Below are 24,006 nucleotides of genomic sequence, written 5' to 3'. Positions count from 1 at the left end.
TTCGTGGTGGCCGGGGCCTTGCTAGCGTCGCTGTGCTGTGTGCCAGCGCCTGGGGCTTAAGCGCCCTTAGACGTCGAAGGCTTCCTCCAGCAGGTTCTTCTGCTCAATCTGGTGAACCTTCGCGTTACCGGTAGCAGTCGAAGACTGCGAGCGGCGGGAGACGCGGACCATCTCCGGCATGTCCGGGATGAGGTCGCGCAGGTGCTCGTTGTAGAACGGCCACGGGCCCTGGTTGGCCGGCTCGTCCTGCACGAAGCGAACCTGCGTTGCGTTCGGGTAGGCCTCGAAAGCCTCACGCAGGCGGTTGAACGGAATCGGGTGGAGCATCTCCACGCGCACGATGGCGATGTCGTCGCGGCCATCGGCTTCCTTCTTCTTAGCCAGCTCCCAGTAGAGCTTGCCGGAGACCAGCATGATGGTCTTGACCTTGTCGGTATCGCCGACCTTCTTGCCGTTGATGTCCACGAAGTTCGGGTCGTTGATGACGGACTGGAACTTCTTGACCTCAGTGAAGTCCTCCACGGAAGAGGTCGCAGCCTTGTTACGCAGCATGGACTTCGGGGTGAAGACCACCAGCGGGCGCTTCATCTCACCGAGGGCCTGGCGGCGCAGCAGGTGGAAGTGGTTAGCCGGAGTAGACGGCTGGGCCACGGTCATGGAGCCCTCAGCACATAGCTGCAGGAAGCGCTCAATGCGGGCGGAAGAGTGGTCCGGGCCCTGGCCTTCATAGCCGTGCGGCAGCAGCAGGATCAGGCTGGAGAGCTGGCCCCACTTGGCCTCACCGGAGGAGACGTACTCATCGATGATGGTCTGCGCACCGTTGGCGAAGTCACCGAACTGTGCCTCCCAAGCCACCACGGCGTCCGGGTTACCCACGGTGTAGCCGTACTCGTAGCCCATGCCGGCGAACTCGGTCAGCGCGGAGTTGTAGACCATGAACTTGCCGCCATTGCCCTTGGACTCAGCCAAGCGTGCAACCGGGTTGTACTCGTCGCCCGTGCGCGGGTCGAAGGCCACAGCGTGGCGCTGGGTGAAGGTACCGCGGCGGGAATCCTCACCGGCCAGACGCACGACCTTGCCGGCGTTAGCCAGGGAGCCGAAGGCGATGAGCTCGCCCCAGCCCCAGTCGATGCCACCCTCGCGAGAAGACTTCTGGCGGTCCTTAGCCACCTTAGCCACGCGCTTGTGGTACTCGAAGTCCTCCGGAGGGGTGCCGTAGGCGTCACCGATCTCGGCGATTTCCTCGGCAGTGATGGAGGTGTCCAGACCACGAGTCAGCTCCTGGGAGGAGGTGATACCGGTCTGTTCCTTCGGACCAGCCTCTTCGGCCTTCTTGTGGTCGGCGAAGACAGACTCCATCTGGTCGTGGAAGTCGCGTGCAGCTGCCTCAGCCTCTTCATCGGAGAGGTCACCACGGCCGATGAGTTCCTCGGTGTAGCGCTCACGAACGGACTTGTGGTCATCGATGATGTCGTACAGCAGCGGCTGGGTCATGGACGGGTCATCGGCCTCGTTGTGGCCGCGCAGGCGGTAGCACACGAGGTCAATGAAGACGTCCTTGCCAAAGCGACGGCGGTACTCGGTAGCGAGCTTGCCCACCCAGACAACAGCCTCCGGGTTGTCGCCGTTAACGTGGAAGACCGGGCAGTCGAAGCCCTTAGCCAGGTCGGTGGCGTAGTGCGTGGAGCGGCCGGAGTCCGGGGTGGTGGTGAAGCCCACCTGGTTGTTGACCACAACGTGGACGGTGCCGCCGGTGGTGTAGCCGCGCAGCTGGGACAAGTTGATGGTCTCCTGGACCACGCCCAGGCCGGTGAAGGAAGCATCGCCGTGGAGCATGATCGGCACCACGGTGTGTGCGCCGGCGCCCTTGTCCAGGATGTCCTGCTTGGCGCGTGCGATACCTTCCATGACCGGGTCAACAGCCTCGAGGTGAGACGGGTTAGCGGCCAAGGTGACCTTGATTTCGCCGTCACCGAACATCTGCAGGTGCTCGCCCTCAGCGCCCAGGTGGTACTTCACGTCACCGGAGCCGCCCATCTGGCCGCCCTTGTAGTTGCCATCGAACTCGCCGAAGATATCCGCCAACGGCTTGCCCACGATGTTGAAGAGCACGTTGAGGCGGCCGCGGTGCGGCATGCCGATGACAACTTCGTCGAGGTCCTGGCCAGCGGCGGTGTCCACGATGGAATCCAGGAGGGCAATGAGGGACTCAGCACCCTCCAGGGAGAAGCGCTTCTGTCCCACGTACTTGGTCTGCAGGAAGTTCTCGAATGCCTCAGCGGCGTTGACCTTCTGCAGGATGTACTTCTGCTCGGAGTTGGTCGGCTTCGGCATACCGGCCTCAATCTGCTCCTGCAGCCAGCCGCGCTCGTCGCGGTCCAGGATGTGGGCGTACTCGGAGCCGACCTTGAGGGTGTAGGCGGCGCGCAGGCGGCTGACCACCTCACGCAGCGTCATGGTCTCCTTGCCACCGAAACCGCCGACGTTGAAGGTGCGGTCCAGGTCCCAGATGGTCAGGCCGTGGGTAGCCAGGTCCAAGTCGCGGTGGTCCGGCCAGGGCAGGCCCGGCTGCTTCCAACCCAGCGGGTTGATGTCCGCGAGCAGGTGGCCACGGGAGCGGTAGGCCTCGATGTACTGCATGACGCGCGTGTTCTTGTCGACGCCCGTGTTGGGGACGTCGGCAGCCCAGCGGAACGGCTGGTAGGGAACGCCCATCGATTCGAAGAGCTCATCCCAGAAGGCATCGTCCAGAATCAGCTGGCCCACGGTGCGCAGGAACTCACCAGACTCCGCGCCCTGAATGACGCGGTGGTCGTAGGTGGAGGTCAGGGTAACCAGGCGGCCGACGCCGAGGTCCGCCAAGCGGTCGGCAGAGGTACCGGCGAACTCGGCCGGGTAATCCATGGAGCCCACACCGATGATGGAGCCGGAGCCCTTGGTCAGGCGGGCGATGGAGTGGCGGGTGCCGATGCCGCCCGGGTTGGTCAGGTTGATGGTGACTCCGGAGAAGTCATCCATCGTCAGCTTGTTCTTGCGGGAGCGGTCAACGATGTCCTGGTAGGCATCGATGAACTCGGAGAAGGTCTTGTTCTCCGCTTCCTTGATGGCAGCGACGACGAGGGCGCGGGAGCCATCCTTCTGCGGAAGGTCGATGGCCAGACCCAGGTTGACGTGCTCCGGCTGGACGACGGTGGGCTTGCCGTCCTGCAGCTCGTAGCGCACGTTCATGTCCGGGTGGATCTGCACGGCCTTCACCAGCGCGTAGCCCAGGATGTGGGTGAAGGAGATCTTGCCGCCGCGGGTGCGCTTGAGGTGATCGTTGATCATCGCGCGGTTTTCCCACATGAGCTTGACCGGGATATCGCGCACCGTGGTAGCGGTGGGGATCTCCAGGGACTCGTCCATGTTCTTGGCGATTGCCTTGAACATGCCCTTGAGTACGCGGGAGCCCGGCTCCGGTGCTTCCTTGATGCGGTCCAGCGGGGACTCAGACTTCTTCGCCGTCTTCTTCGCAGCCTTCTCGGCGGCGGGAGCCTTGGAATCGCTCGGTGCCTTAGCACTCGGAGCAGCGGAAGACTTCTCCGCAGCCTGGGCCTTCTTCGGCGCGGCCTGTGCCGCGCTCTTCTTCTGGGTGGGGGTGCTGGATTGAGCGTTCGCAGCCTTGGACTGTGCGGCCGACTTCGGTGCCCCGTTGGCCTCAAAGTACTCGCGCCACTCCTTGTCTACGGAGTTCGGGTCCTTGGAGTACTGCTGAAACTGTTCGTCAATCAGCCACGCATTCGGGCCATAGATGCTCGAGTTGCTCACGGCAGATGCTCGCCTCTTTCTGTGCTTCTAAGTTTGTCTTTGTTCGACTCTAGTAGGCCAATCCACGGGTGCGAAAGGCACCCCGAAAAGTGTCTCCCCTTATGATACGGCCCTTGTAAGTTTGCTCACTACCCTGGGCGGGTTTCGCCCCTTTTATTCCCCCTGCAGGGGGGAGAGCTGGGTGCCCGCATGGTTGATCACTTGGCGTCCCAATTTACGGTTGGCGGTCGTTCCCAGTACCGCGCCCACACCCATCGGCAGCAGCTTGGACACCCATGCCCACTTGAGTTTCTTGGTGGCCTGCTTCATGAATAGCTTGGTCAAGCGGCCGTTGAGACCGCTAAGGGTGGGGCCGGAGAATCGCGAAAGAGTAGCAGCGGAGGTGACTCCGGAGAGCGAGGTTGCATCACCCACAAAGGTATCGACCAATGCGCTGCCTTGAGAACCAGTGAGCACCACTAGGACCAGGGCGCGGCGGCGTTCCTTGTCCCGGATGTTGTCACCGCGCAGGTGCGCGGAAGCCAGGATGTACCAAGCAGCCGCCTCGAGGAAGACCAAGGATTCCGCGCCAATAGTGGCTGCACCAGTGACCAAGCCGATGCCGGGGATAGCCGCGGAGGCGCCCGCGGCAGCACCCGTACCGGTGATGATGTTCATGAAGTGCTTGTCGATGAGCTCTTGCAGCTCCGCCGGACTGGCGTCGGGGTTGCGCTTCTTCACGCCCTCGACGTAGTTGATGATGACAGACGACTGAACAGAAACGATCTTGTCGATGGCCCCCAGGAATCCTTTGGTAATGCGGTTGGCTTCATCGACCTCTAAGGTGCCCACGGCCTCTGCGGAGCCGGCTTGATCGACCGATGCTTCCCGGCGACTAACTGCCTTATCTTTGCTGTCCTTGCCAAAGACCTTGTCCAACATTGTCTCACCTAACTTTTAACTAAATCTGATTGTGAATCTGAACTGTATGTTTACCACCGTATCGAAAACGTTTTATTCAGCGCGCCTGCAGGTTAGGGCATTAGTGTATGAGTCATGAGCGAGTTTGAGCCTTCCCCTTCGCGCGAGGTCAGCGCGGCAGCGGCGCGCTTGCTTGCCGAATCCCTGCATGCCCGTGCCTGCGCCGCGCAGGAGGCGGCACGCACCGCGCTTGCCGACGACCTCACGGTGCTCACCACCAGCGGCTGGGTACGCGGCTGCATCGAAGAAGAGTTGCGCACGGACCGCCCGCTGAGCGCTCCGGTCCGCTCTTGGCGCGGCATTCCTTTCGGCGCGGATACGTCTGGCACCAACCGCTTCATGGAGCCGCGCCCCGCCCCGTCCTGGGAAGGCATCCGGGATTGCCGCGAGTTCGGGCACGTGGCCCCGCAGCCGGTCTATTCCTGGACGGATCGCATTGAAGGCGCAGAGGATTGCTTGACCCTTGATATCGTCCGCCCACACCGTACAGGTCCTTCGGAGACCTCGGCAGGCTCCGGGGCTCCGGCGGATTCCACGGCAGGGGAGAAGTTGCCCGTCGTGGTGTATCTGCATGGCGGCAGTTTCATTGTGGGTTCCTCCCACATGCTGATGTTGCGCGGCTTCGAGTTCGCGGCCCAGATGGGAGTGGTCTATGTTTCGGTGAATTTCCGCTTAGGCGCCTTGGGCTACCTTGACGTCCGCAGTCTTGGCGGGGAGGCCTGCGCCAACCCGGCCGTGGCGGATCAGGTCTTAGCGCTGGAGTGGGTGCGCGAGAATATTGCCGCCTTCGGCGGGGACCCGGACAACGTCACGCTCATGGGCGAATCCGCTGGCGGCGCAGCGGTCCTGACACTCATGGCCGTGCCGCGCGCAGAAGGGCTTTTTCACCGCGCGATTGCGCAGTCACCGCCCATAGGCATGATTCATTCGCGGGCGCAGTCGGTGTTTTGGGCCCGCGAGCTGGTTCACAAGATGGCTTTGCCGCGCGATACCACCGCGGATGATCTGCGCCAGGAGGATTTCGCGGACTTGGTGCGCTCCGGGCAGTCCATGATGTGGCGCGCGGGCGAGTTGCTGTACCTGAACTCCTGCTACGCGCCGACTGTCGACGGTGACCTCATCCCGCAACATCCCATCGAGGCCTTTGAGGACGGCAACCAACACCCAGTGCCGCTGCTGGTGGGAACCAACTCCGGTGAGGCTAGCTTTGGTAAGTTCCTCTTCCAACGCCAGCGCGCCCGCGAGCGCGCGGCTCTGCGGCTGCTGGCCTCTTTCGATCCGGAGAGTGCGCCGGACGTCATTGCGGCATACGGCGGTGCGGTCTCACGCCGCGACTTTGGGGACCTTCTGACCGACGCCCTCTTCTGGGCCCCCACCGTCCGCGTGGCCTCCGAACACGCACGGCGCTATCCGACGTGGATGTACCGTTTCGACTTCGCGCCGGCAGCACTGCGCTGGTTGGGGTTGGGGGCGATGCACTCGATGGAGCTCTCCAATATCTTTGGTGACCCAGGAGCGTCGCGCGTCTCCTTCCTGAACACCATCGCCAAGCCTTCCGAAATGGAGAACGTAACCGGGGCCATGCAGACGCAATGGGGCGAATTCATCCGGGGCGGGGCTCCGAGAGAGGACTGGCCGCAGTACACAGCCCCAGAGCGCTCGACCATGGTTTTCGATGTGGAGCCGCGCGTGGAGGAGGCGCCGATGGAGGGGCGTCGCCAAGCATGGGAGGCCTACGACATGTTGGAGTGGGGCACTGGGCGCCCGGAGATTCTGAAGGAACTGGGATTCCTGCTCAATGAGGAGAGCTATTGATGGGGATCGCAGGTAAGATGTGTGGGGCCTTGGCAGCAGCCCGGGTGAGACTCCCACATGGACGGATGTTAATCACATGAGCTTTTTTGAAGATATCGCCTCTGCGCTGGACGGGGAGGGCATTGAGTCCCGCGTCAACGACGATGTGATGTTCGTGCCCATCACCTCCGATTTGGAAATCCAGTTTGTGGAAATTGACCCCATCCTGCCGGCGGCCAACGTCTATATTGCCGCAGCCGATGTGGATGAAGATGATGAGGACTTCGAGGCCGTTTTAGTTTCTGTGGCGTTCTCCGTCGAGGATGCAGTCGAGGCTGTGTCGCGTCACATCGCGACCGACCAGGTGGTAACCGTGCTGCGTGATCTGCTGGAGGGCACCGATGAGCGCATCGCTGAGTTGGAGTTTCTCCAGGATGAGTTCAACCCGAACCTCGTCGTGGCGGAGGTAGCAAACGACTCGGAGCTGCGCGTGCTGGTGGAAACCATCGATGGTGTCCCGAGCGCAATCGTGCGTTTCCTCTCCTTCGACTTCGATGAGGAAGAGCTCGATGAGCTGGAGGATGAGGCAATCAGCAAGCTCTGGGACGTTGATACCCCGGAGGACATGAGCGAGGAAGAGCGCGTTGCCATCTTCGGTGATGCGGAAGACGAGGACGGCGGGCTAGCCCCCATCATCGAGGTTCCCGCCGAGGCCCTCGAACTGGGCACCTACACCGACTTCGACCGCCTCTTTGATGTGCTGAGCCTGGTTTCTGATCAAGCCCTGGACTGGGAAGCCCAGCTGGTGAGCATCGATGACTCCGACTTCGACGAGCCTGAGGTCTATGACATCTTCGGCGCCGACGATGAGGACGAGGAGGACGTTCTCTTCGACGACGATGAGGACGATGACGATGATTACGACGAGGACGAAGCAGAGGATGCCGATAGCGACGGTGACTCCGAGGGCTAAAAGCTCCCAGGGTAGGGTAGGTGCGTACTTTTCCCTACGTTAATGAGGAGCAACCAAAACACATGCCGGACAAGAAGGCATCTCGGAGCCAACGCCTGTGTGTTGGCTCCGCATTAGTGTGCGCGGCTCTGGCTTGGGTCCTGTCGCTGAATTCGAACTACGGTAGCGGGGACTATGTTTTTGGCTCTGTCCTCTCCATCAGTGTGTGGTGCCTGACCCTGCTCGGCGCCCTTCTCTTCCTTGCCGCGCAGTGGCGTTCTTTGGGTCATCACGCATTGCTTAACCCGTTGCTGGCGGTGGCAGTGAACCTGGTGCTGTCATCGCTGATCTTCAACGTGAACGTGCCCCTATACCTGGACATGATGGGTACAGCATTCGTGGCTATTGTCTACGGTCCGGTGTTAGGCATGGGAACAGCGCTTTTGACTGCGTGCTTGGCCAGCATCAACAACCCGCTGCTTTTGGTGTACCTCCCGGTGGCCGTGGTGGTGGCCTACCTATTTGGTTGGCTGGCACGTCGTGGTGCCTTTAAGCGGATGTTGGTCATGATGCTCACCGGCGCCGGTGTGGGTGTAGTCGCCGGGCTATTGACCACGATGTGTACCTTGCTCCTGCCCAGTGAGTATGGGCAAAGCGGACCCATCAAGCTCATGGCGCTGTGGGAGCTAATTTTGCATGACGGGCGCCTGGCGGTTCTTTTGCAGAGTCTGAGCTCCGACGTGATTGATAAGACATTCACGGCCCTCGTAGTCTGCGTAGCTATTCGCTTGGCGCCGCAGCCCATCCTCCGTCTATATGACTACCCGGAGACACGCCGATCCCGTGCCCGTGTCTTAACGGAGGACAGGTTCTCGATTTCTCTTGATGAGGAACCACCCCGCAACCTCTTGGGCCGGATGCAGCGCTACTTCTGAAAGCTCTAAAGTTGCGCGGCTCCGACCACTCGGGCCACACCTACTTTGGCTAGTAGTTAAGTAGGTTTTAAGCGGCTTGGCTGAATCCTTCGAAGAGGGAGAGCGGTGAATGCACCGGGGTATAGGTGCTATCCACCAGCCACACAAACGTCGCTGCACTGCTGCTGGAAATCTCATGCACCGCGGAGACAAGCTCCTCTGGAACCAGTGCCCGGACCCATGCCTCAGCCAAGGAGGGAGCAACGGGACGCCCAGTCGGGTCGGTGATGCGCACCGTAATGAGGTAAGAGGGCACGCGCTTTTCGCCATAACCCAGAACGCGGGCCTTAGCCCGCTCACCCACGCGGTGGCGTGAGACAGTAAAAGTCAGCGGTAGTGATTCTTCGCCTTGTATGTCTACCGGCGGCAACACCTTGGATGGTGGACGCCACTGCGGCGTGGGCCGCGCGAGCGAGCGTGGGTGGCGGATGATGCTCTCGATGGAGCGAAGCGTTTCATGGTGGTGGTAAAGGATCTCCGTGGTGAGCTCACCGGGGCTGAGCGTGGACGGGGACTGAACGGATTGGTAAATGCTGCTGTAGTTCTTCATGGCCCACACACTAGAAAACCGAGCGGACATTCCCTCCACGAGTATCGAACTCGTGTGCGATGATTTGGCGGAGTGGGATACAGTGAGTGGCGATATGAAAAATAATGCTGCGCCGCAGGTTAAAATCCCGCGGGAAATTTGGGTCATGGTCACCGCCGGGTTCATCATCGCCTTGGGGTACGGGCTCATTGCGCCGCTGCTGCCGCAGTTCATCGTCAGCTTCGACGTCTCAATGGCCGCAGCAGGCCTCGTTGTCTCCGTCTTTTCCGCCAGCCGCCTCATCTTCGCTCCGGCCGCTGGGTTCCTCATCGACCGTGTGGGCACGCGCCGCGTCTACGTGACGGGTCTCTTCACCGTTGCGGCGACGACCGGCCTGGTGGGAATGGCGCAGGAATACTGGCAGATCGTCGTCTTGCGCACAATCGCTGGCATTGGTTCGACGATGTTCACCGTCGCGGCTATGGGACTCATTGTGCGCCTGGCGCCACCCAGCATCCGCGGGCGCTGTTCGGCCACCTATGCAACATCCTTCCTGCTTGGCAATGTGATTGGCCCGCTCGTGGGCGCAAGCCTCTCCTTCTTAGGATTCCGCTGGCCTTTCGTCATTTATGGCGTTGGCGTAGCCATCGCAGCAGTCGTTGTGTGGATCCTTATGCCCTCGGTCAACGAGGCCGATGAACGCCGGCGCCACCTGACACCGATGCGCTTGGAGGAAGCCTGGGCGGATACTGCCTTCCGCGCAGTGCTGACGTCGAACTTCGCCCAAGGATGGATCAACATGGGCGTGCGCGTGGCGGTTCTCCCGCTGTTCGCGGCCGCCATTTTTGCCAACGGCGCATCCACATCCGGCGTTGCGTTGGCTGCCTTCGCCGCGGGCAACGCCATTGTTCTGCAGTTCTCCGGTTCCTGGTCGGACCGTGTGGGGCGCCGTCCGCTCATCGTTGCGGGGCTCGTGGGTTCCGCTCTGTTTGTGGGCACGCTGGGCTTGGCGACGAACATCGTTTCCCTCCTCATTCTCTCCGCCCTGTCCGGCGCGGCTTCGGGCCTTATCGCCCCATCGCAGCAGGCAGCAGTGGCGGATATCGTCGGCTCGCAGCGCTCGGGTGGACAGGTGCTATCAACTTTTCAGATGGCTGGTGACTTCGGGCAAATCTTGGGCCCCATCGTCATTGGTCTGCTGGCAGATAGGTACGGGTTTGAGGCAGCCTTTGGTTTCTGCGCGGTAGTGGCCGCGGCCGGCGTCGTGGCGTGGGTTTTCGGCCGCGACACCTTGGGGGAGAGAACAGGCATTCTGCGCGGCCTGCGCCGCCGCTACCGCCCGCGGCGATAGTAGACGGAAAACTGAAAGGCTCCGTCAGTACAGTACTGACGGAGCCTGAGTCTTCAGGGCTGTGTATCCCTAGCGAGTGCGGCGTACTTTCTTGCTGCACGCGGCCCAGCGTGGAGTGGTGCCAGTCTTAAAACTGCGCTCCCGAAAACGCGTAAAGCCGTACGTGGAAGTCTCGGAACCGTTCTCTGGTCGGCTCCACCGCTTCCGGCTACGCTTGCTGGCGGCTCCCATGATCGTCCTCCACACTTCTGCACCAAGGTAACAGAGACTGCACTCTTCTTAATCTGCTAAGAAAATCTTAAAGTGGGTTAGTTGTGGTGTCAACTTTATTATTTATATTTATGTGAGACTTAAGCCACAGTGCGTCCAGCGGCATAAAGCTGTTTAGGCATGTCACGGCGAAGGCTCCACTCAAACTGGATGGGCTTCTCGCCCCTATGCGTAACGTAGTCGACATTGCCGAGGAAGGTGTATGCCGATGCAGTGTCCACCTTGTTCCGCTTGTTAAAGCGCGTAGCAATGATGATGTTGCCGTTGAGCTCATGATGGTGGATGTAGCGCCGTGCCATCGCGGACTTGAGCGACGTGGTGGATTGGGATTCCCAGTGCAAGCGATCCGGCGCCAGTGGGTAGTCGCGGTAGTTCGTGGAAGCACTGACACTCTCGTCTTTTTGAAAGGTAACGAGGAAGAGGTCGGTGTTTGATGCATCGAAGCGCCGTACACCTTCGCGCGGCAGATTTGCCAATTTGCGCAACGTGCCATCGTCCAAAGCTCCGACGAGCTCGGCAAGACTGTAGTCGGCGTGAGTTTCCAAGACGCTGTTCGTTGACTTCTCTGGAATGACGCGGGAGCGGTCGAGCGTGAGCTGCATGACCTGAGTTACCTCAGCGACGAAGGAAGGGCATGAGCGGATGATTCCGAGGGCCTCGTCCAAGGATTCCGGTACCGGCGTATTTGAGTTCGCCCACAGCGCCAGCACGAGCATGGTGGCGTACCGAACCTGCTCGGGAGTCATGTCCTTTTGGGTGGGCCCATCCCGAGAAACCAGGAGACTGTAGGCCGCTACGCGGTTGGGATCGTTGATGTGTAACAGGACCCGGATTCGGCTGAGTAGAAACTCTTCGTGCTCGCTCGCAGGGACGGAGGGCAGAAGCTTCTCATCGCGCAGCAGCGTGGTCCACGTAATTCCCTTGCGGCGGTAGATGTCTTCTAGCGGAACTCCGGAGCTGTTAGTGAAACTGGCGAGGTCCGTTGTGCCGTAATCAGAAATAAGTGCTCGTATTTTCTTAATGGAGTTACGTGCCAAGCGCTTTATGTTCTTGAGAACGCGCTCGGTCGTTACACGGTCCAAGGTGATGTTGGAGCCTGGCGGGGCGGTAGGAAATCCTTGCTCTACCTCCTTGGCCAAGTTCTTTCCGCGAGCGGCGGTAAGCACCTTGAAGCGCTCTTCGAAATCGAATTCCTCGTGCTGGAGGCCCAAGAAATCAAAGACGGTGCAGGCATTCTTTCCTTCGTTGAGGCGCAGACCTCGGCCAAGCTGTTGGACGAAGAGCACCGGGCTTTGCGTCGGGCGCAGAAGCAACAGCGTGTTGACCGCTGGGATGTCGACGCCTTCGTTGAAAATATCGACCGCGAAGATAATCTTGATAGTGCCTTCGCGAAGCTGCTCGATGGCGCGGCGACGCTCATCAACGCTGAGCTTACTGCTGACCGCCAGGGAAGGGATGCCGAAAAGGTTGAATTGCTCCGCCATGTATTCGGCGTGGGCGATGGTCACGCAGAAGCCAAGGGCCTTCATCTCGGAGAGATCGAAAATGCGACGGTTGAGCTCATTGATGATGAACCTGGTGCGCTTTTCACCGGCCTTGATATAGAACTCGCTGAGCTCCGAAGCCTGGTAGTCCTTCTTCCCGCGGTTCCAAGTCAGACTCGTCAGGTCCGTGTCATCGTCCACCCCGTAGTAGTGCAAGGGTGCAAGGAGCTGTAGGCGCAACGCATCCCAGAGGCGGAGTTCATGGGCCACGCGGTAGTCGAAATACTTCTGCACGTTCTCGCCGTCACCGCGCTCCGGTGTGGCCGTTAGCCCCAAGAGCTCGCGCGGTTGCAGGTAGTCGAGCACTGCCCGGTAGGTCGAAGCCTCGGCGTGGTGGAACTCATCGATGACGACGACTTCAAAGTGATCCGGCGCAATCTGGGCCATGCGCTTCCCTTGCAGGGACTGGATGCTGGCGAAGACATGGTCCCACTCGGCTGGCTGCTCACCGCTGACGAGGAGCTCACCAAAACCAGAAGTGCGAAGAACCTCGCGGTAGGTTCGCTGGGCCTGGGTAAGAATCTCGCGCCGATGCGCAATGAATAGTAGCCGTGGCCTACGCCCCAGCTTCTCGCATAAGCGGCGGTAGTCCAGTGCTGCCACAACAGTCTTGCCTGTACCGGTGGCAGCAATGAGGAGGTTGCGGTGGCGATCGTGAACTTCGCGTTCGGACTCTAGGGCTTCAAGCATCTCCTCCTGGTAGGGGTAGGGCTCAACGCGAAGGCCAGATAGCTCGAGCTTCTCGCCGTGCTTTGATTCGAGAAATTTGGCGCTGCCGAGCGCGTTTACGAGGCGGTCGTAGTCTTCCTCGGGGTCGAAGGCTTTGAAGTGAGTGTCGTACCAGTAGCTATCGAAGGTCTTGATGAATTTTTCGATGATCTCCGGAGTGGAGGAGCGGGAGCCGCGGACGTTCCATTCCCAGCCGTCGACAAGCGCCGAGCGCGAAAGATTTGAGCTACCGATGAACGCGGTATCGAAGCCAGACTGGCGGCGGAAGAGCCAGGCCTTGGCATGCAGGCGAGTGGTCTTGTGCTCATAGCAAATCCGGACCTCAGCGCCATAGTCCTCCACGAGACGACGCACGGCGGCGGCTTCGGTCGCTCCGCAATACGTCGAAGTGATGACGCGCAGCGGGATCTGATGATCCCTGAGGTACTCCAGTTGATCGCTGATGACCGCAATACCCGAACTCTTGATGAAAGCGCACAGCAAATCGACGGAGTCCGCAGTGCGGATCTCGCGGGCGATCTCGACCGACATATTGGTGTCGTCCACGCTGTTGGTGAACAAAGCACTGGCGTTGAGTGAGACCTCGGGAAGCTCTGGTGCCTCTGCGAGCTCTGAGCTGTAGATGGCATAGAGCAGCTGTTCCGCAGAAATAGACTCATCTTCCCCGAGGTGTTGTGCGAGTCCATTAATGAGGGCCACGCGCTCCTCGGGCTTATTTAGCTCTGTTAGTTTTTGCTCGAGGACCTTGGCAAAATGCTGGGACACTGCCGCGGCGAACCGAGGGTTCACGTCTTTCATGGTTCCATGGGCGATGCCCGTTGCGGCCGTGGGACGAGCCCGCTTAGTTTCCTCGATCCGCTCCTGGATACGAGCGGTGACCGGGGTTTCATAGATGCCGAAAGGCAGGAGAGAATCGGAACTCATAGGCGCGAAGAAACCAGCTTGACGGCGGGGATGTCTGCGGGAGCCCAGTCGAGTTCCTGCGCCTCGGCAGGGGACACCCAACGAGTCGCATCGTGATCACTGAGAGTCAGGTCACCGGACTCGATGGTGCACAGAAACGTAGTGAGCTCGATGGTGGCGAAGTCATACTCGTACACGGTCGAGGTGACCTTGTCGCCAACGGTTGCGGTTACGGAAAGCTCTTCCTTAATTTCACGCGCGAGAGCCTGCTCGGGTGTTTCACCGAGTTCAATCTTGCCGCCCGGAAATTCCCACATGCCGGCTAGGGATTTTCCCGGGGCTTTGCGGCAGGCCAGGAATCTATTGCCCTTAGCGAAGACGGCTCCGACAACACGAATCGGTGAACTCATGGGGACCAGTATGCCGGCTGGCCCCGGTCTTATCTAGGAATTCGTGTCCGCGGCAGCAGAAAAATGCGCCGTCACAATGTCATCAATCAACCGCGCGGCCAGCTTGGCAGTGTGGGCGTCGGTGTCGAAGGTGGGGTTGAGCTCGACGACGTCGACAAGCGCCAGGCGTCCCGTGGCGGCGATGGTGAGTGCGAGTTCGCGGATGATGCTTAACGGCACGCCGAGGCCGGCGGGGGCGGAGACACCAGGTGCCTGGTCGGCAGGCAGCACGTCGAGGTCGATGGAGAGGTGGATGGGCTTGGTGCCGGCGCAGATGCGCTCGACGGTTTCGCGCAGCTGGGCGCGGTCCATGCTGAGCAGTTCCTCGTCGAGGACGACGGTGACGCCGAGGTCGGAGGCTTCGTCGAAAAGCACGGGCGTGTTGTTGGGGCGGGAGATTCCCAGGACGGAATAGTCGAAGTCCTCCCGGCCCACCAGTTCGGAAATCTGCTTGAACGGGGTGCCGGAGGTAGGCACGTCCGCGGTGCGGAGATCGAAGTGCGCGTCCAGGTTGATGATCTGCAGAGGGCCTAGAGCCCTAAAGGCGCCGCGGTGGGAACCGAAGGCGGTCTCGTGGCCGCCGCCGAGGATGATGGGCAGGTGCCCGGCGCGCGAGAGTGTCTCCACTGCGTCGGAGAGGCGCGCATGGGAGCCTTCCAAGTCGGTGCCTTGGGTGGTGATCGTGCCGGCGTCGTACAACGGATGCGTATGGTGCAGCGCTAGGGAACCCAGGACGCCGCGCAGTGCGGCCGGGCCCGCAGCCGCGCCGGGGCGGCCATGGTTGCGCTCCACGCCCTCGTCGGAGGCGAAGCCCAGGAGTGCGACGCCGGGTTCTGCCTGGGGCTTGGCGACGTCCAGCGGGCGAATCACGCTGTGCCACCGCGCATGCTCGGGGCCTGGGCCATCGGAGCGGCCGGACCACTCGGGGGCAGGGGAGTAGGCGGGGGCATCAACGGTGTTCATGGTTATCCTTTCGCGTCTGTTCCTTGCGGAGCTGTTCCCTGTGGGGAGCTCGCGGCGGCGCTGCGGCGGCCGGTGAGGTAGAAGATGGCGGTCATCAGGAGGATGAAGATAACGCCCGTGGCGAGTGCCGGGCGGTACTGCTCCTGCCACACCATGATGCCAAAAGTGAAGATGATGAAGGCGATGGAGAAGTACTGGCCCCATGGCCAGAAGGGGACGGTGTATTTCAGGCTGGCGCGTTCTTCAGGCGGCATTTGGCGGCGGGAGGCCACGTGGGCGAGCAGAATCATCAGCCACACGTAGATGGTGGCAAAGGTGGCGAGGGAGGCGATGACCTCGAAGACGTTGTCCGGGATGAGCGCGTTGAGTCCGGTGCCGATGATCATGACGATAATGAGGATAATCATGGTCATGACCGGCACACCGCGGGTCTTTTTGGCCATGACCTTCGGCGCGAGGTTCTGGCGGGCCAGGCCGGTGAGAACGTTGCCGGCGCCGAAGAGATCGGCGTTGATGGCAGAGACCGCCGCGGTGATAACCACGACGTTAAGGGCGGCCGCAGCCCAGGTGACGCCGAGGGTGGAGAAGATTTGGACGAAGGGGCTTTCCTCACCGGTGATGCTGCGCCAGGGGTTGATCATGAGGATGACCAGGATGGCCAAGACGTAGAACAGCAGGATACGCACCGGGATGGTGTTGACGGCCTTGGGCACGGACTTGGCGGGATCTTCTGCCTCCGCACTGGCGACGCCGACGATCTCCGTGCCGCCGAAGGCGAAGAGGACGAGGATGAAGGAGGCGACCATGCCGGAGACGCCGTTGGGGAAGAAGCCGCCATCGTTGACCAGGTTGGCCGGGCCGGTGGTCTCCGCGGTGGAGAGGCCGAAGACGAGCACGGCCACGCCGCCTAGGATCATGGCGATGACGGCGCCGACCTTGACGATGGTGAAGGCGAACTCCAGCTCGCCGAAGGCCTTGACGGTGGCGAGGTTGGCGCCGCCGACGAGGAGGAGCGTGGCGGCGACCCAGACCCACTTGGGAGAGCCGGGGAACCAGAATTGCATGTAGACGCCGATGGCGGTGAGATCCGCGAGGGCCACGATGACCATTTCGAAGGCGAACATCCAGCCGGTGATATAGCCGGCCCAGGGGCCTAAGAAGGTGCGGGCGTACTCGGCGAAGGAGCCGGTAACGGGGTGGTGCACGGACATCTCTCCGAGTGCGCGCAGGAGAAAGTAGACCACGGCGCCGCCGAGGAGGTAGACCAAGAGGACCGAGGGGCCGGCGGCTTGGATGGCGCCGGCGGAGCCGTAGAACAGGCCGGTGCCGATGGCCGAACCTAAGGCAATAAAGTGCAGGTGCCGGTGTTTCAAGCCGGGGCGCTTGGTGGTGGTTTCTGCCACGGGGATGCGTCCTCCTCTGTGCCCCTGTTGTGGCGCTAGCTAGTCTTAGCGCTGCGGATGAGGGGAGTGGTTGGTGCGAGTGATTCCGGGAGCTACTTTCCTCTAGTTAGTGTGTCCGGTCAATTCCGCTACGGGGCAGAGGTCGATCTGCCCTATGACCCTGCACCCATTCGCTGCTCGGGGGTGACCTATGTGACATTTGTTCGGGGTGGCATTAGTATATGGAAGACCTGCGTGTGGCTGTCGCGTGGGCATGGCTACAAGCACTCGCCGTCGTGTGTTGGCGAGGGTGTGCTTGGCGCGTTCGTGTAGTGGACGTGTTGTGGCCGTGCTAATGACGTGTCGTTTCCACCACCGTGAGGTAGAACATGAAATCTGAAGACGCAATCGTTGACGCCTTCTACGAGAGCGAGGACGACGTCCCCTCCAAGAAGGGTATCTGGCGCCTCTTCGTCTACAGTGCTATCGGCGCTTTCGTATTCTTCTTTCCCATTAGCTACGACGGAAAGAAATCCATCCCGCTTGACCACATGGTCACCATCATCCGCACCTATGCGGACGTCTTGGTGCCTTGGTTCATCCTGGCGCTGGCGCTCTACGGCACGGTGCGCAGCATCGTGAATAAAAACTGGAAAGAAGGCCCGCTCCAGGCGGTCTTTACTGCGCTCAACGTGGTGGGCCTGGTGGTCTCCTTCCTGATGGTCATCGGAAAGCTTCCCGGAGTGCTGGGCAACGAGGACATCGTGCCCTTCCTGTGGAACTCGATTGCCACGCCAGTCGGGCTCATCGTGCCCATCGGCGGCGCGTTCTTGGCCTTGCTCATCAGCTACGGCCTTCTGGAATTCGTCGGCGTATTCATGCAGCCCATCATGCGCCCGCTGTGGCGCACGCCGGGGCGCTCCGCCATTGACGCGGTGGCCTCCTTCGTGGGCTCCTACTCTTTGGGAATCCTCATTACTGACCGCGTGTACCAGCGCGGCGGCTATACCGCGCGTGAGGCTTCCATCATCGCGACGGGCTTCTCGACGGTCTCCGCTGCCTTCATGGTGATCGTCGCCAAGCAGCTCGACCTTATGGATATGTGGGGCATCTACTTCGGTGTCTCCCTCGTGGTGACCTTCCTGGTCACCGCGATTACCGTGTGGATTCCGCCGCTGAGCAGGATTCCTGATGATTACATCGATGGTGTGGAAGCGGATCCGGAAAAGCCGGTGAAGGGCAATTTCTTTAAGGCCGCGTGGCGGGAAGCGCTGCTGGCGCTGGACCGCGCGCCGTCTTTGGGCGCTGCCATTTGGGAGAACCTGCGCGATGGCGTGCGCATGGCGTCGGCGATTGTGCCCTCCATCATGTCCGTGGGCCTGATTGGCCTGCTGCTGGCTAACTTCACGCCCCTCTTTGATTGGCTGGGCTACCTGTTCTACCCGTTCGCGTGGCTTGTCCAGCTGCCGGAGCCGGAGCTGGCGGGCAAGGCCGCTGCTATGGGTATTGCGGAGATGTTCCTGCCGGCGACGGCCGTGGCGGGCTCTGAAAGCATGGTGCTCAAGTTCGTCATCGGCGTGGTGGCTATCTCCGCCATTATCTTCTTCTCCGCGCTGGTGCCGTGCATCCTAGCCACCAAGATTCCGATTAAGCTCTGGCAGATCGTGGTCATCTGGTTCGAGCGCGTGGTGCTGACCATCATTATTGCGACGCCGATTGCCTTCCTGGTGACTTAGCTGGGACTTGTACGAGGGCTCACTAGAATGTGGGCCCATGAGTACCTCCCGAGTCCCGGCGGCGCGCAATGCGCTGGAGATCCTCCGGCTGCTGTCCACTATCGACGTGCCGATTTCCGCCGCGCGCATCCGCAGTGAGCTGGACCTGCCGCGCTCCACTACCTATCACCTGCTCAAGGAGATGGTGGACGCGGGATTTGTGGTGCACCTGCCGGAGAACCAGACCTATGGGTTGGGGCTCGTTGCCTATTCGATGGCTGCTGCCTACGCCACGCAGCAGCCCCTGGTGCGGGTAACCCAGGGGCACCTCGAGCGGATTGCCAGCAGTGTCGGGGGATCGGGGCACCTGTCGCGTTTGGCGGGCTCGGAGATTCTCTACCTCAACGAGATTCGCGCGCCGGGGGCGCTGTCCTTGGTGACGGAGAGGGGAGTGCGGCTGCAGGCGCAGCGCACGGCCTCTGGGCGGGCGATGCTGGCCCTGCTCCCAGAGGCGGAGTGGCGTGCAGCATTCGTCCCCGGTTCTTTAGGTTTTGGGGAGTACAAGGAAATCTTGCGCCAGGTGCGCGAACGCGGATGGGCCGAAGAGGTTGAGGTGGTGGCGCGCGGGCAGGCGTCGGTAGGCGTGGCGGTGGTTGACCACGTGGGCAGGCCCGCGGCGGCGCTGGCGGTGACCTTCCCGGTGGGGACTGCCGACGCCGCCGACGTCGCCCAGCAACTGCACGCGGCAGCGCAGCAGGTGGCGGAGAGAATGTACGGGCGCCGCTAACTGGTCGTGCGCGGGGTATTGGCGCGCCGGGCAGCCTGTTGTACTATGAGCGCAACGCGTAAGGCTGTCGCGCGTATCACTATTTTTCTATTCTTGTGAAAGCAAGTACGTGTTTTCGCGTGCCTTCTTCCCTTCCACGCGGGTGGTGGGGCGGGGTACCGCAGCGACGTCAAAGGAGCCTTACATGTCTAATTCTTATCCCTCCACCGTGACCGTGGGTATCGGTGCGCTGAGCATCGAGGAGGTCGTGGCCGTTGCGCGCTATGGCGCGAAGGTGGAGATTTCTGAGGATGCCCTGGCGGAAATCGCCTCCACCCGCGAGCGTGTCGAGGAGCTGGCCCAGGATCCGACTCCGGTTTATGGCATTTCCACCGGCTTCGGTGCCCTAGCGCGCCGCCACATTCCGGAGGAGATGCGCGCGCAGCTGCAGCTTTCGCTCGTGCGCTCGCATGCAGCAGGCACGGGCCCGGAGGTTGAGCAAGAGGTCATTCGCGCGCTCATGCTGCTGCGCCTGTCCACCCTGTGCACTGGGCGTACTGGCGTGCGTCCGGTGGTGGCGGAAACCTATGCTGCGGTCCTCAACGCCAACATCCACCCGGTGGTCCGCGAATACGGTTCCTTGGGTTGCTCCGGTGACCTTGCACCGCTTGCGCACTGCGCACTGGCACTGCTCGGTGAAGGCGAGGTGCGCGTTGATGGCGGCGAGGTCACCCCGGCCGCGGAAGCCCTATCCGCTGCGGGTATCGAGCCGCTCAAGCTGCGGGAAAAGGAAGGCCTAGCACTGATTAACGGCACCGATGGCATGCTGGGCCAGCTCTGCCTGGCCATTACAGACTTGCGTGAGCTGGCCAAGACCGCCGATATCGCCACCGCGATGACGGTGGAGGGCCTGCTGGGTACCTTGGTGGTCTTTGCCGATGACCTGCAGCAGCTGCGCCCGCACCCAGGCCAGGCAGATGCTGCGGCCAATATCCTGCAGGTCGCAGAGGGCTCGGAGATTCTCGCGGCCGCTCTCGAGGAATTTAAGAAGAAGCAGGTGCAGGACGCCTACTCGGTGCGCTGTGCGCCGCAGGTGGCTGGCGGTTTCCGCGATACCGTGGCGCACACAGCAACGGTTGCGGAGCGCGAGCTGGCCGCGGCCGTCGACAACCCGGTGGTGGCCAAGGACGGGCGCGTGGTCTCCAACGGCAACTTCCACGGCGCGCCGGTGGCCTATGCGCTGGACTTCCTGGCCATCGTCGTGGCGGACCTGGCCTCCATTTCCGAGCGCCGCACCGACCGCTTCCTCGATGTTGCTCGCAGCCGCGGCCTCAACGCCTTCCTGGCCGATGACCCGGGTGTGGACTCCGGCCACATGATCGCGCAGTATGCGCAGGCGGGCATCGTCTCTGAGCTCAAGCGCTTGGCCAACCCGTCTTCGGCGGATTCCATTCCGTCGTCGGCCATGCAGGAAGACCATGTGTCCATGGGCTGGTCGGGTGCTCGCAAGCTCCGCAAGGCTGTCGACGGTCTGCAGCGCGTCCTCGCCATCGAAATCCTTACCGCCGCCCGCGCCATCGATATGCGCGAGGGCCAGCCGGCCAAGGGTACCGGCGCGGTCATCGATGCCCTGCGCCAGACCGTCCAAGGCCCGGGCACCGACCGCTACCTCTCTCCGGAGATCGAGGAGACCGTGCGCCTGGTCAAGGAGGGTGCGCTGGTGGCTGCGGTAGAGGGGGCCGTCGGCACGCTGCGCTAAACACCTCCCGCCCCATGGCATGTGCCATGGGGCCTTCTCTTGCCGTCTTATTTCCAAAAATGCAGACCTGGAAGTGCAGACCTGCTGGTCGTCGCAAAGCACTGCCTTGCGCTGGACGACGCCCACCTGCACATCTGCACTTCCAGGTCTGCACTTTTGGCTGGGCACCGGATTGCAGGTAGTGCGGCGGAGGCGAAGAACGGAAGCCTATCTGTGGCGAGGCGCACAAAGCTGGGTTATGAGTAGTGCATGAACAATGAACAACTCTTTAACTTCTTAGACCAGCATCTTATCGACCTTCGCAAGCTACCCAATGATGATCCCCGGTGGAAGAAGGTGCACGCCGGCAAGGTGGCCAAACTGGCGTGGTGCTTCGTGCTGCCGATGGTGCATTGGCACGAACTCAAGCCGTGGCAGAAGGAGACCGCGAAGGCGTACGTGCTCGGGTTGACCTTGCCCAAGGCGACATTAGTGGGAAAGTCCGCCGCCCTTATTCATGGAATTCCGCTGGTTGTGCCGCCGACCGAATGGGAGGCGACGTTGCCTTCGAACTCGGTACCTCCACGATCTAAAGCCACTGTCCGTTATCGCCGCATGGATTTGCGCGGTAAAGAGACGGTGGTTCACGGGATTCGCGTGTCAACCCTGGAGCGCACGGCCATTGATATTGCGCGGTTCTATGGATTTGAGGAGGGGCTCGTTGCCGTCGATGCCGTGCGGGCGCGCAATGTAGGTCAGTTCGGGATTAACGAAACGCTCGGCGCTATGGGGAGAGTTAAGGGTGTTGCCGCCGCGCGGCGGGCGGTTGCTGAAAGCGTCAATTGCGCGGAGTCACCGTGGGAATCCTATGCCCGTGCCTTGATTCTTGCGGCGGACTACCCGGAGCTGCGCTGGGTCAAGGCGCAGTATGTGATTGAGAACTATCGAGCGGATCTGGTCATTAATGGGTGGCTCGTGATTGAGATTGACGGAAACGTCAAGTACCGCTTCGAGGCCGAAGAGGTAATTCGCGCGGAGCATCGGCGCCAGCAAGCCATCCTCAACAAGGGCTACATCGTTTTGAGGTTTAGCCCAGAACAGTTGAGTTCGCGGCCTGACTATTTCCAGGAGACGGTGGGCAAGCACCTGGCACGCGGCCCGCGCTTGTAAAAGTGCAGACCTGGAAGTGCAGACCTGCTGGTCGTCGCAAAGCACTGCCTTGGCGCTGGACGACGCCCACCTGCGTGAATGCACTTCCAGGTCTGCACTTTTGGGTTGGGCTCTGGATTGCAGGCAGCGCGGCGCCCAATACTGGTCGGGCGACAGTCTTGTATCTGAGACAGGCAGGCCAAAAGAGCCCTAGAAGATGGTGCTGCGTCACAGTAGCTTCTGATGTGTGACGCTGACCAAGCCCCACAAGGGACAGCCCCGGGCAACCGGCCTTGGGGGTTTGGAAGGGCGTCGAAAAGCACGAGCGAAAGGAAGTCATGTCTGAACCCCGCGAAGTACGCGCCCCGCGCGGAACCGAACTGAACGCCAAGTCTTGGCAGACCGAAGCCCCGCTGCGCATGCTCATGAACAACCTCGACCCCGAGGTTGCCGAGCGCCCCGAGGACCTCGTAGTCTACGGCGGCACCGGCCGTGCAGCCCGCAGCTGGGAAGCATTTGATGCCATCGTGGAGTCGCTGAAGGATCTCGAATCCGACGAGACCCTGCTGGTGCAGTCCGGCAAGCCGGTGGGCATTTGGAAGACCAACGAGTGGGCACCGCGCGTGCTCATCGCCAACTCTAATCTGGTCGGCGACTGGGCTAACTGGGAGCACTTCCGCAAGCTCGAGGACGAGGGCCTGATGATGTACGGCCAGATGACGGCCGGTTCCTGGATTTACATCGCTACCCAGGGCATCCTGCAGGGTACTTTTGAGACCTTCGCGGCCGTGGCCAAGAAGCGCTTCAACGGCACGCTCGCCGGCACCTTCACCCTGACCGGTGGCTGCGGCGGTATGGGCGGCGCGCAGCCGCTGTCCGTGACCTTGAACGGCGGCGCCTGCCTCATCGTCGATGTTGACGAGACCCGCCTGAAGCGCCGCCAGTCCAAGCGCTACCTCGATGAGGTCGTCACCGACCTGGATGAGGCACTCAAGCTGGTGCTCGACGCCAAGGAGAACAAGAAGCCGCTGTCCGTCGGCCTGGTGGGCAACGCCGCCGAGGTCTTCCCGGAGGTGCTGCGCCGCCAGCGCGCGGGCGAGTTCACCGTGGATATCGTTACGGACCAGACCTCCGCGCACGACCCGCTGAGCTACCTGCCCACCGAAATCACCGTCGAGGATTGGCGCAACGAGGCCAAGGCAGACCCGACCACCTTCACCAAGAAGGCCCGCGAGGCCATGGCCGCCCAGGTCCAGGCCATGGTGGAATTCCAGGACGAGGGTGCTGAGGTCTTCGACTACGGCAACTCCATCCGCGATGAGGCCCGCAAGGCCGGCTACCAGCGCGCCTTCGAGTTCCCGGGCTTCGTCCCGGCCTACATCCGCCCGCTCTTCTGCGAGGGTCTCGGCCCCTTCCGCTGGGCAGCGCTCTCCGGCGATCCGGAGGACATCAAGGTCACCGACCAAGCACTTAAGGAGCTCTTCCCGGACAACGAGCACCTGCACAACTGGCTCGATGCCGCCGAGGAGTACGTGGAGTTCGAGGGCCTGCCGGCACGTATTTGCTGGCTGGGCTACAACGAGCGCCACAAGGCTGGCCTGCTCTTCAACGACCTGGTCAAGGAAGGCAAGATCAAGGCTCCGATCGTCATCGGCCGCGACCACCTCGATTCCGGTTCCGTGGCCTCCCCGTACCGCGAGACCGAGGCCATGCTCGACGGCACCGACGCCGTGGCTGACTGGCCGCTGCTCAACGCAATGACCGCTGTCTCCTCCGGTGCCACCTGGGTATCCATCCACCACGGCGGCGGCGTGGGCATGGGTCGCTCCATCCACGCGGGCCAGGTCACCGTCGCCGATGGCACCGAGCTGGCCGCCGCCAAGCTGCGCGCGGTGCTGACCAACGACCCGGGCATGGGTGTTATCCGCCACGTGGATTCCGGTTACACTCGCGCCAAGGAAGTCGCCGACGAGCGCGGTGTGCGTATCCCGATGGAATTCAAGGCCCGCGACTAGACAAGAGAGGAAAAGA

General features: G+C 61.7%; 16 protein-coding genes. 9 read left to right on the top strand and 7 right to left on the bottom strand.

The genetic code is table 11. The features are described from left to right. Window positions 1-66 precede the first annotated feature (66 nt). Together HMPREF2526_RS10875 and HMPREF2526_RS10870 are read right to left on the bottom strand one after the other, a co-directional pair. Window positions 67-3,807, bottom strand: a complete 3,741-nt coding sequence (locus HMPREF2526_RS10875; RefSeq protein WP_070547272.1) for a multifunctional oxoglutarate decarboxylase/oxoglutarate dehydrogenase thiamine pyrophosphate-binding subunit/dihydrolipoyllysine-residue succinyltransferase subunit — start codon at window positions 3,805-3,807, stop codon at window positions 67-69. A 153-nt stretch (window positions 3,808-3,960) separates the two neighbouring features. Next, window positions 3,961-4,728, bottom strand: coding sequence for a hypothetical protein (locus HMPREF2526_RS10870; protein ID WP_049156986.1), 768 nt, complete (start codon window positions 4,726-4,728; stop codon window positions 3,961-3,963). 114 nt (window positions 4,729-4,842) lie between these two features. On the opposite strand from HMPREF2526_RS10870, the gene HMPREF2526_RS10865 reads away from it, so the two are divergent. The 3 genes from HMPREF2526_RS10865 to HMPREF2526_RS10855 all read left to right on the top strand — a co-directional run bounded on the left by HMPREF2526_RS10865 (window position 4,843) and on the right by HMPREF2526_RS10855 (window position 8,448). After that, complete coding sequence (locus HMPREF2526_RS10865) at window positions 4,843-6,582, top strand: carboxylesterase/lipase family protein (protein ID WP_070547271.1); 1,740 nt, start codon at window positions 4,843-4,845, stop codon at window positions 6,580-6,582. A 76-nt stretch (window positions 6,583-6,658) separates the two neighbouring features. Further along, complete coding sequence (locus tag HMPREF2526_RS10860) at window positions 6,659-7,534, top strand: DNA primase (RefSeq protein WP_070547270.1); 876 nt, start codon at window positions 6,659-6,661, stop codon at window positions 7,532-7,534. A gap of 62 nt (window positions 7,535-7,596) precedes the next feature. Next, window positions 7,597-8,448: a hypothetical protein gene (locus HMPREF2526_RS10855; RefSeq protein WP_070547269.1), complete on the top strand. Its 852-nt coding sequence runs from the start codon at window positions 7,597-7,599 to the stop codon at window positions 8,446-8,448. 67 nt (window positions 8,449-8,515) lie between these two features. On the opposite strand, the gene HMPREF2526_RS10850 is transcribed toward HMPREF2526_RS10855, so the two are convergent. Continuing rightward, window positions 8,516-9,037 (bottom strand): hypothetical protein, encoded by a 522-nt coding sequence (locus HMPREF2526_RS10850; protein ID WP_246819891.1) that lies wholly within the window; start codon window positions 9,035-9,037, stop codon window positions 8,516-8,518. A gap of 94 nt (window positions 9,038-9,131) precedes the next feature. On the opposite strand from HMPREF2526_RS10850, the gene HMPREF2526_RS10845 reads away from it, so the two are divergent. Continuing rightward, complete coding sequence (locus tag HMPREF2526_RS10845) at window positions 9,132-10,367, top strand: MFS transporter (protein WP_070547289.1); 1,236 nt, start codon at window positions 9,132-9,134, stop codon at window positions 10,365-10,367. 350 nt (window positions 10,368-10,717) lie between these two features. Here HMPREF2526_RS10845 and HMPREF2526_RS10840 read toward each other — a convergent pair whose 3' ends face one another. The 4 genes from HMPREF2526_RS10840 to HMPREF2526_RS10825 are packed head-to-tail and all read right to left on the bottom strand — an operon-like array spanning window position 10,718 to window position 16,628. Beyond that, on the bottom strand, window positions 10,718-13,834 hold the full coding sequence (locus tag HMPREF2526_RS10840) for a DUF3427 domain-containing protein (protein ID WP_070547268.1): 3,117 nt from the start codon (window positions 13,832-13,834) through the stop codon (window positions 10,718-10,720). Then, window positions 13,831-14,223: a (deoxy)nucleoside triphosphate pyrophosphohydrolase gene (locus HMPREF2526_RS10835; protein WP_070515521.1), complete on the bottom strand. Its 393-nt coding sequence runs from the start codon at window positions 14,221-14,223 to the stop codon at window positions 13,831-13,833. The genes HMPREF2526_RS10840 and HMPREF2526_RS10835 overlap by 4 nt, the downstream gene beginning before the upstream one ends. A gap of 33 nt (window positions 14,224-14,256) precedes the next feature. Further along, window positions 14,257-15,225 carry a formimidoylglutamase gene (gene hutG / locus HMPREF2526_RS10830; protein WP_070547267.1) on the bottom strand — a complete coding sequence of 323 codons (969 nt, stop codon included), beginning with the start codon at window positions 15,223-15,225 and terminating at the stop codon, window positions 14,257-14,259. 2 nt (window positions 15,226-15,227) lie between these two features. Beyond that, window positions 15,228-16,628, bottom strand: a complete 1,401-nt coding sequence (locus HMPREF2526_RS10825) for an amino acid permease (RefSeq protein WP_070547266.1) — start codon at window positions 16,626-16,628, stop codon at window positions 15,228-15,230. Window positions 16,629-16,996: 368 nt separating this feature from the next. Here HMPREF2526_RS10825 and HMPREF2526_RS10820 point away from each other — a divergent pair, with 368 nt between their 5' ends. The 5 genes from HMPREF2526_RS10820 (at window position 16,997) to HMPREF2526_RS10800 (ending at window position 23,990) form a co-directional block, all read left to right on the top strand. After that, the gene (locus HMPREF2526_RS10820) at window positions 16,997-18,343 is read left to right on the top strand and encodes a YjiH family protein (RefSeq protein ID WP_070515527.1); all 1,347 of its coding nucleotides are present in this window, start codon (window positions 16,997-16,999) and stop codon (window positions 18,341-18,343) included. Window positions 18,344-18,380: 37 nt separating this feature from the next. Next, the gene (locus tag HMPREF2526_RS10815) at window positions 18,381-19,109 is read left to right on the top strand and encodes an IclR family transcriptional regulator (protein ID WP_046648892.1); all 729 of its coding nucleotides are present in this window, start codon (window positions 18,381-18,383) and stop codon (window positions 19,107-19,109) included. Window positions 19,110-19,293: 184 nt separating this feature from the next. Further along, entirely contained in the window at window positions 19,294-20,847 is a 1,554-nt protein-coding gene (hutH, locus tag HMPREF2526_RS10810) for a histidine ammonia-lyase (protein WP_070511507.1), read from the top strand. Between the two features lie 249 nt (window positions 20,848-21,096). Next, entirely contained in the window at window positions 21,097-21,996 is a 900-nt protein-coding gene (locus HMPREF2526_RS10805) for a DUF559 domain-containing protein (protein WP_070547265.1), read from the top strand. 317 nt (window positions 21,997-22,313) lie between these two features. Then, window positions 22,314-23,990, top strand: a complete 1,677-nt coding sequence (locus HMPREF2526_RS10800; protein ID WP_070547264.1) for a urocanate hydratase — start codon at window positions 22,314-22,316, stop codon at window positions 23,988-23,990. The last annotated feature ends 16 nt before the right edge of the window (window positions 23,991-24,006 follow it).

This window comes from Corynebacterium sp. HMSC070E08 (assembly GCF_001808895.1).
Lineage (GTDB): Bacteria > Actinomycetota > Actinomycetes > Mycobacteriales > Mycobacteriaceae > Corynebacterium > Corynebacterium hiratae.
This window is presented reverse-complemented; position numbering and strand designations above follow the sequence as displayed.

Excerpts from the sequence above, each read along its gene's own strand:
- HMPREF2526_RS10855 (WP_070547269.1), top strand. The coding sequence starts at position 7,597 with ATGCCGGACAAGAAGGCATCTCGGAGCCAACGCCTGTGTGTTGGCTCC.
- HMPREF2526_RS10805 (WP_070547265.1), top strand. The coding sequence starts at position 21,097 with ATGAACAATGAACAACTCTTTAACTTCTTAGACCAGCATCTTATCGAC.
- HMPREF2526_RS10845 (WP_070547289.1), top strand. The coding sequence starts at position 9,132 with ATGAAAAATAATGCTGCGCCGCAGGTTAAAATCCCGCGGGAAATTTGG.
- HMPREF2526_RS10850 (WP_246819891.1), bottom strand. The coding sequence starts at position 9,037 with ATGAAGAACTACAGCAGCATTTACCAATCCGTTCAGTCCCCGTCCACG.
- HMPREF2526_RS10815 (WP_046648892.1), top strand. The coding sequence starts at position 18,381 with ATGAGTACCTCCCGAGTCCCGGCGGCGCGCAATGCGCTGGAGATCCTC.
- HMPREF2526_RS10840 (WP_070547268.1), bottom strand. The coding sequence starts at position 13,834 with ATGAGTTCCGATTCTCTCCTGCCTTTCGGCATCTATGAAACCCCGGTC.
- HMPREF2526_RS10800 (WP_070547264.1), top strand. The coding sequence starts at position 22,314 with ATGTCTGAACCCCGCGAAGTACGCGCCCCGCGCGGAACCGAACTGAAC.
- hutH (WP_070511507.1), top strand. The coding sequence starts at position 19,294 with ATGTCTAATTCTTATCCCTCCACCGTGACCGTGGGTATCGGTGCGCTG.
- HMPREF2526_RS10835 (WP_070515521.1), bottom strand. The coding sequence starts at position 14,223 with ATGAGTTCACCGATTCGTGTTGTCGGAGCCGTCTTCGCTAAGGGCAAT.
- hutG (WP_070547267.1), bottom strand. The coding sequence starts at position 15,225 with ATGAACACCGTTGATGCCCCCGCCTACTCCCCTGCCCCCGAGTGGTCC.
- HMPREF2526_RS10820 (WP_070515527.1), top strand. The coding sequence starts at position 16,997 with ATGAAATCTGAAGACGCAATCGTTGACGCCTTCTACGAGAGCGAGGAC.
- HMPREF2526_RS10860 (WP_070547270.1), top strand. The coding sequence starts at position 6,659 with ATGAGCTTTTTTGAAGATATCGCCTCTGCGCTGGACGGGGAGGGCATT.
- HMPREF2526_RS10870 (WP_049156986.1), bottom strand. The coding sequence starts at position 4,728 with ATGTTGGACAAGGTCTTTGGCAAGGACAGCAAAGATAAGGCAGTTAGT.
- HMPREF2526_RS10865 (WP_070547271.1), top strand. The coding sequence starts at position 4,843 with ATGAGCGAGTTTGAGCCTTCCCCTTCGCGCGAGGTCAGCGCGGCAGCG.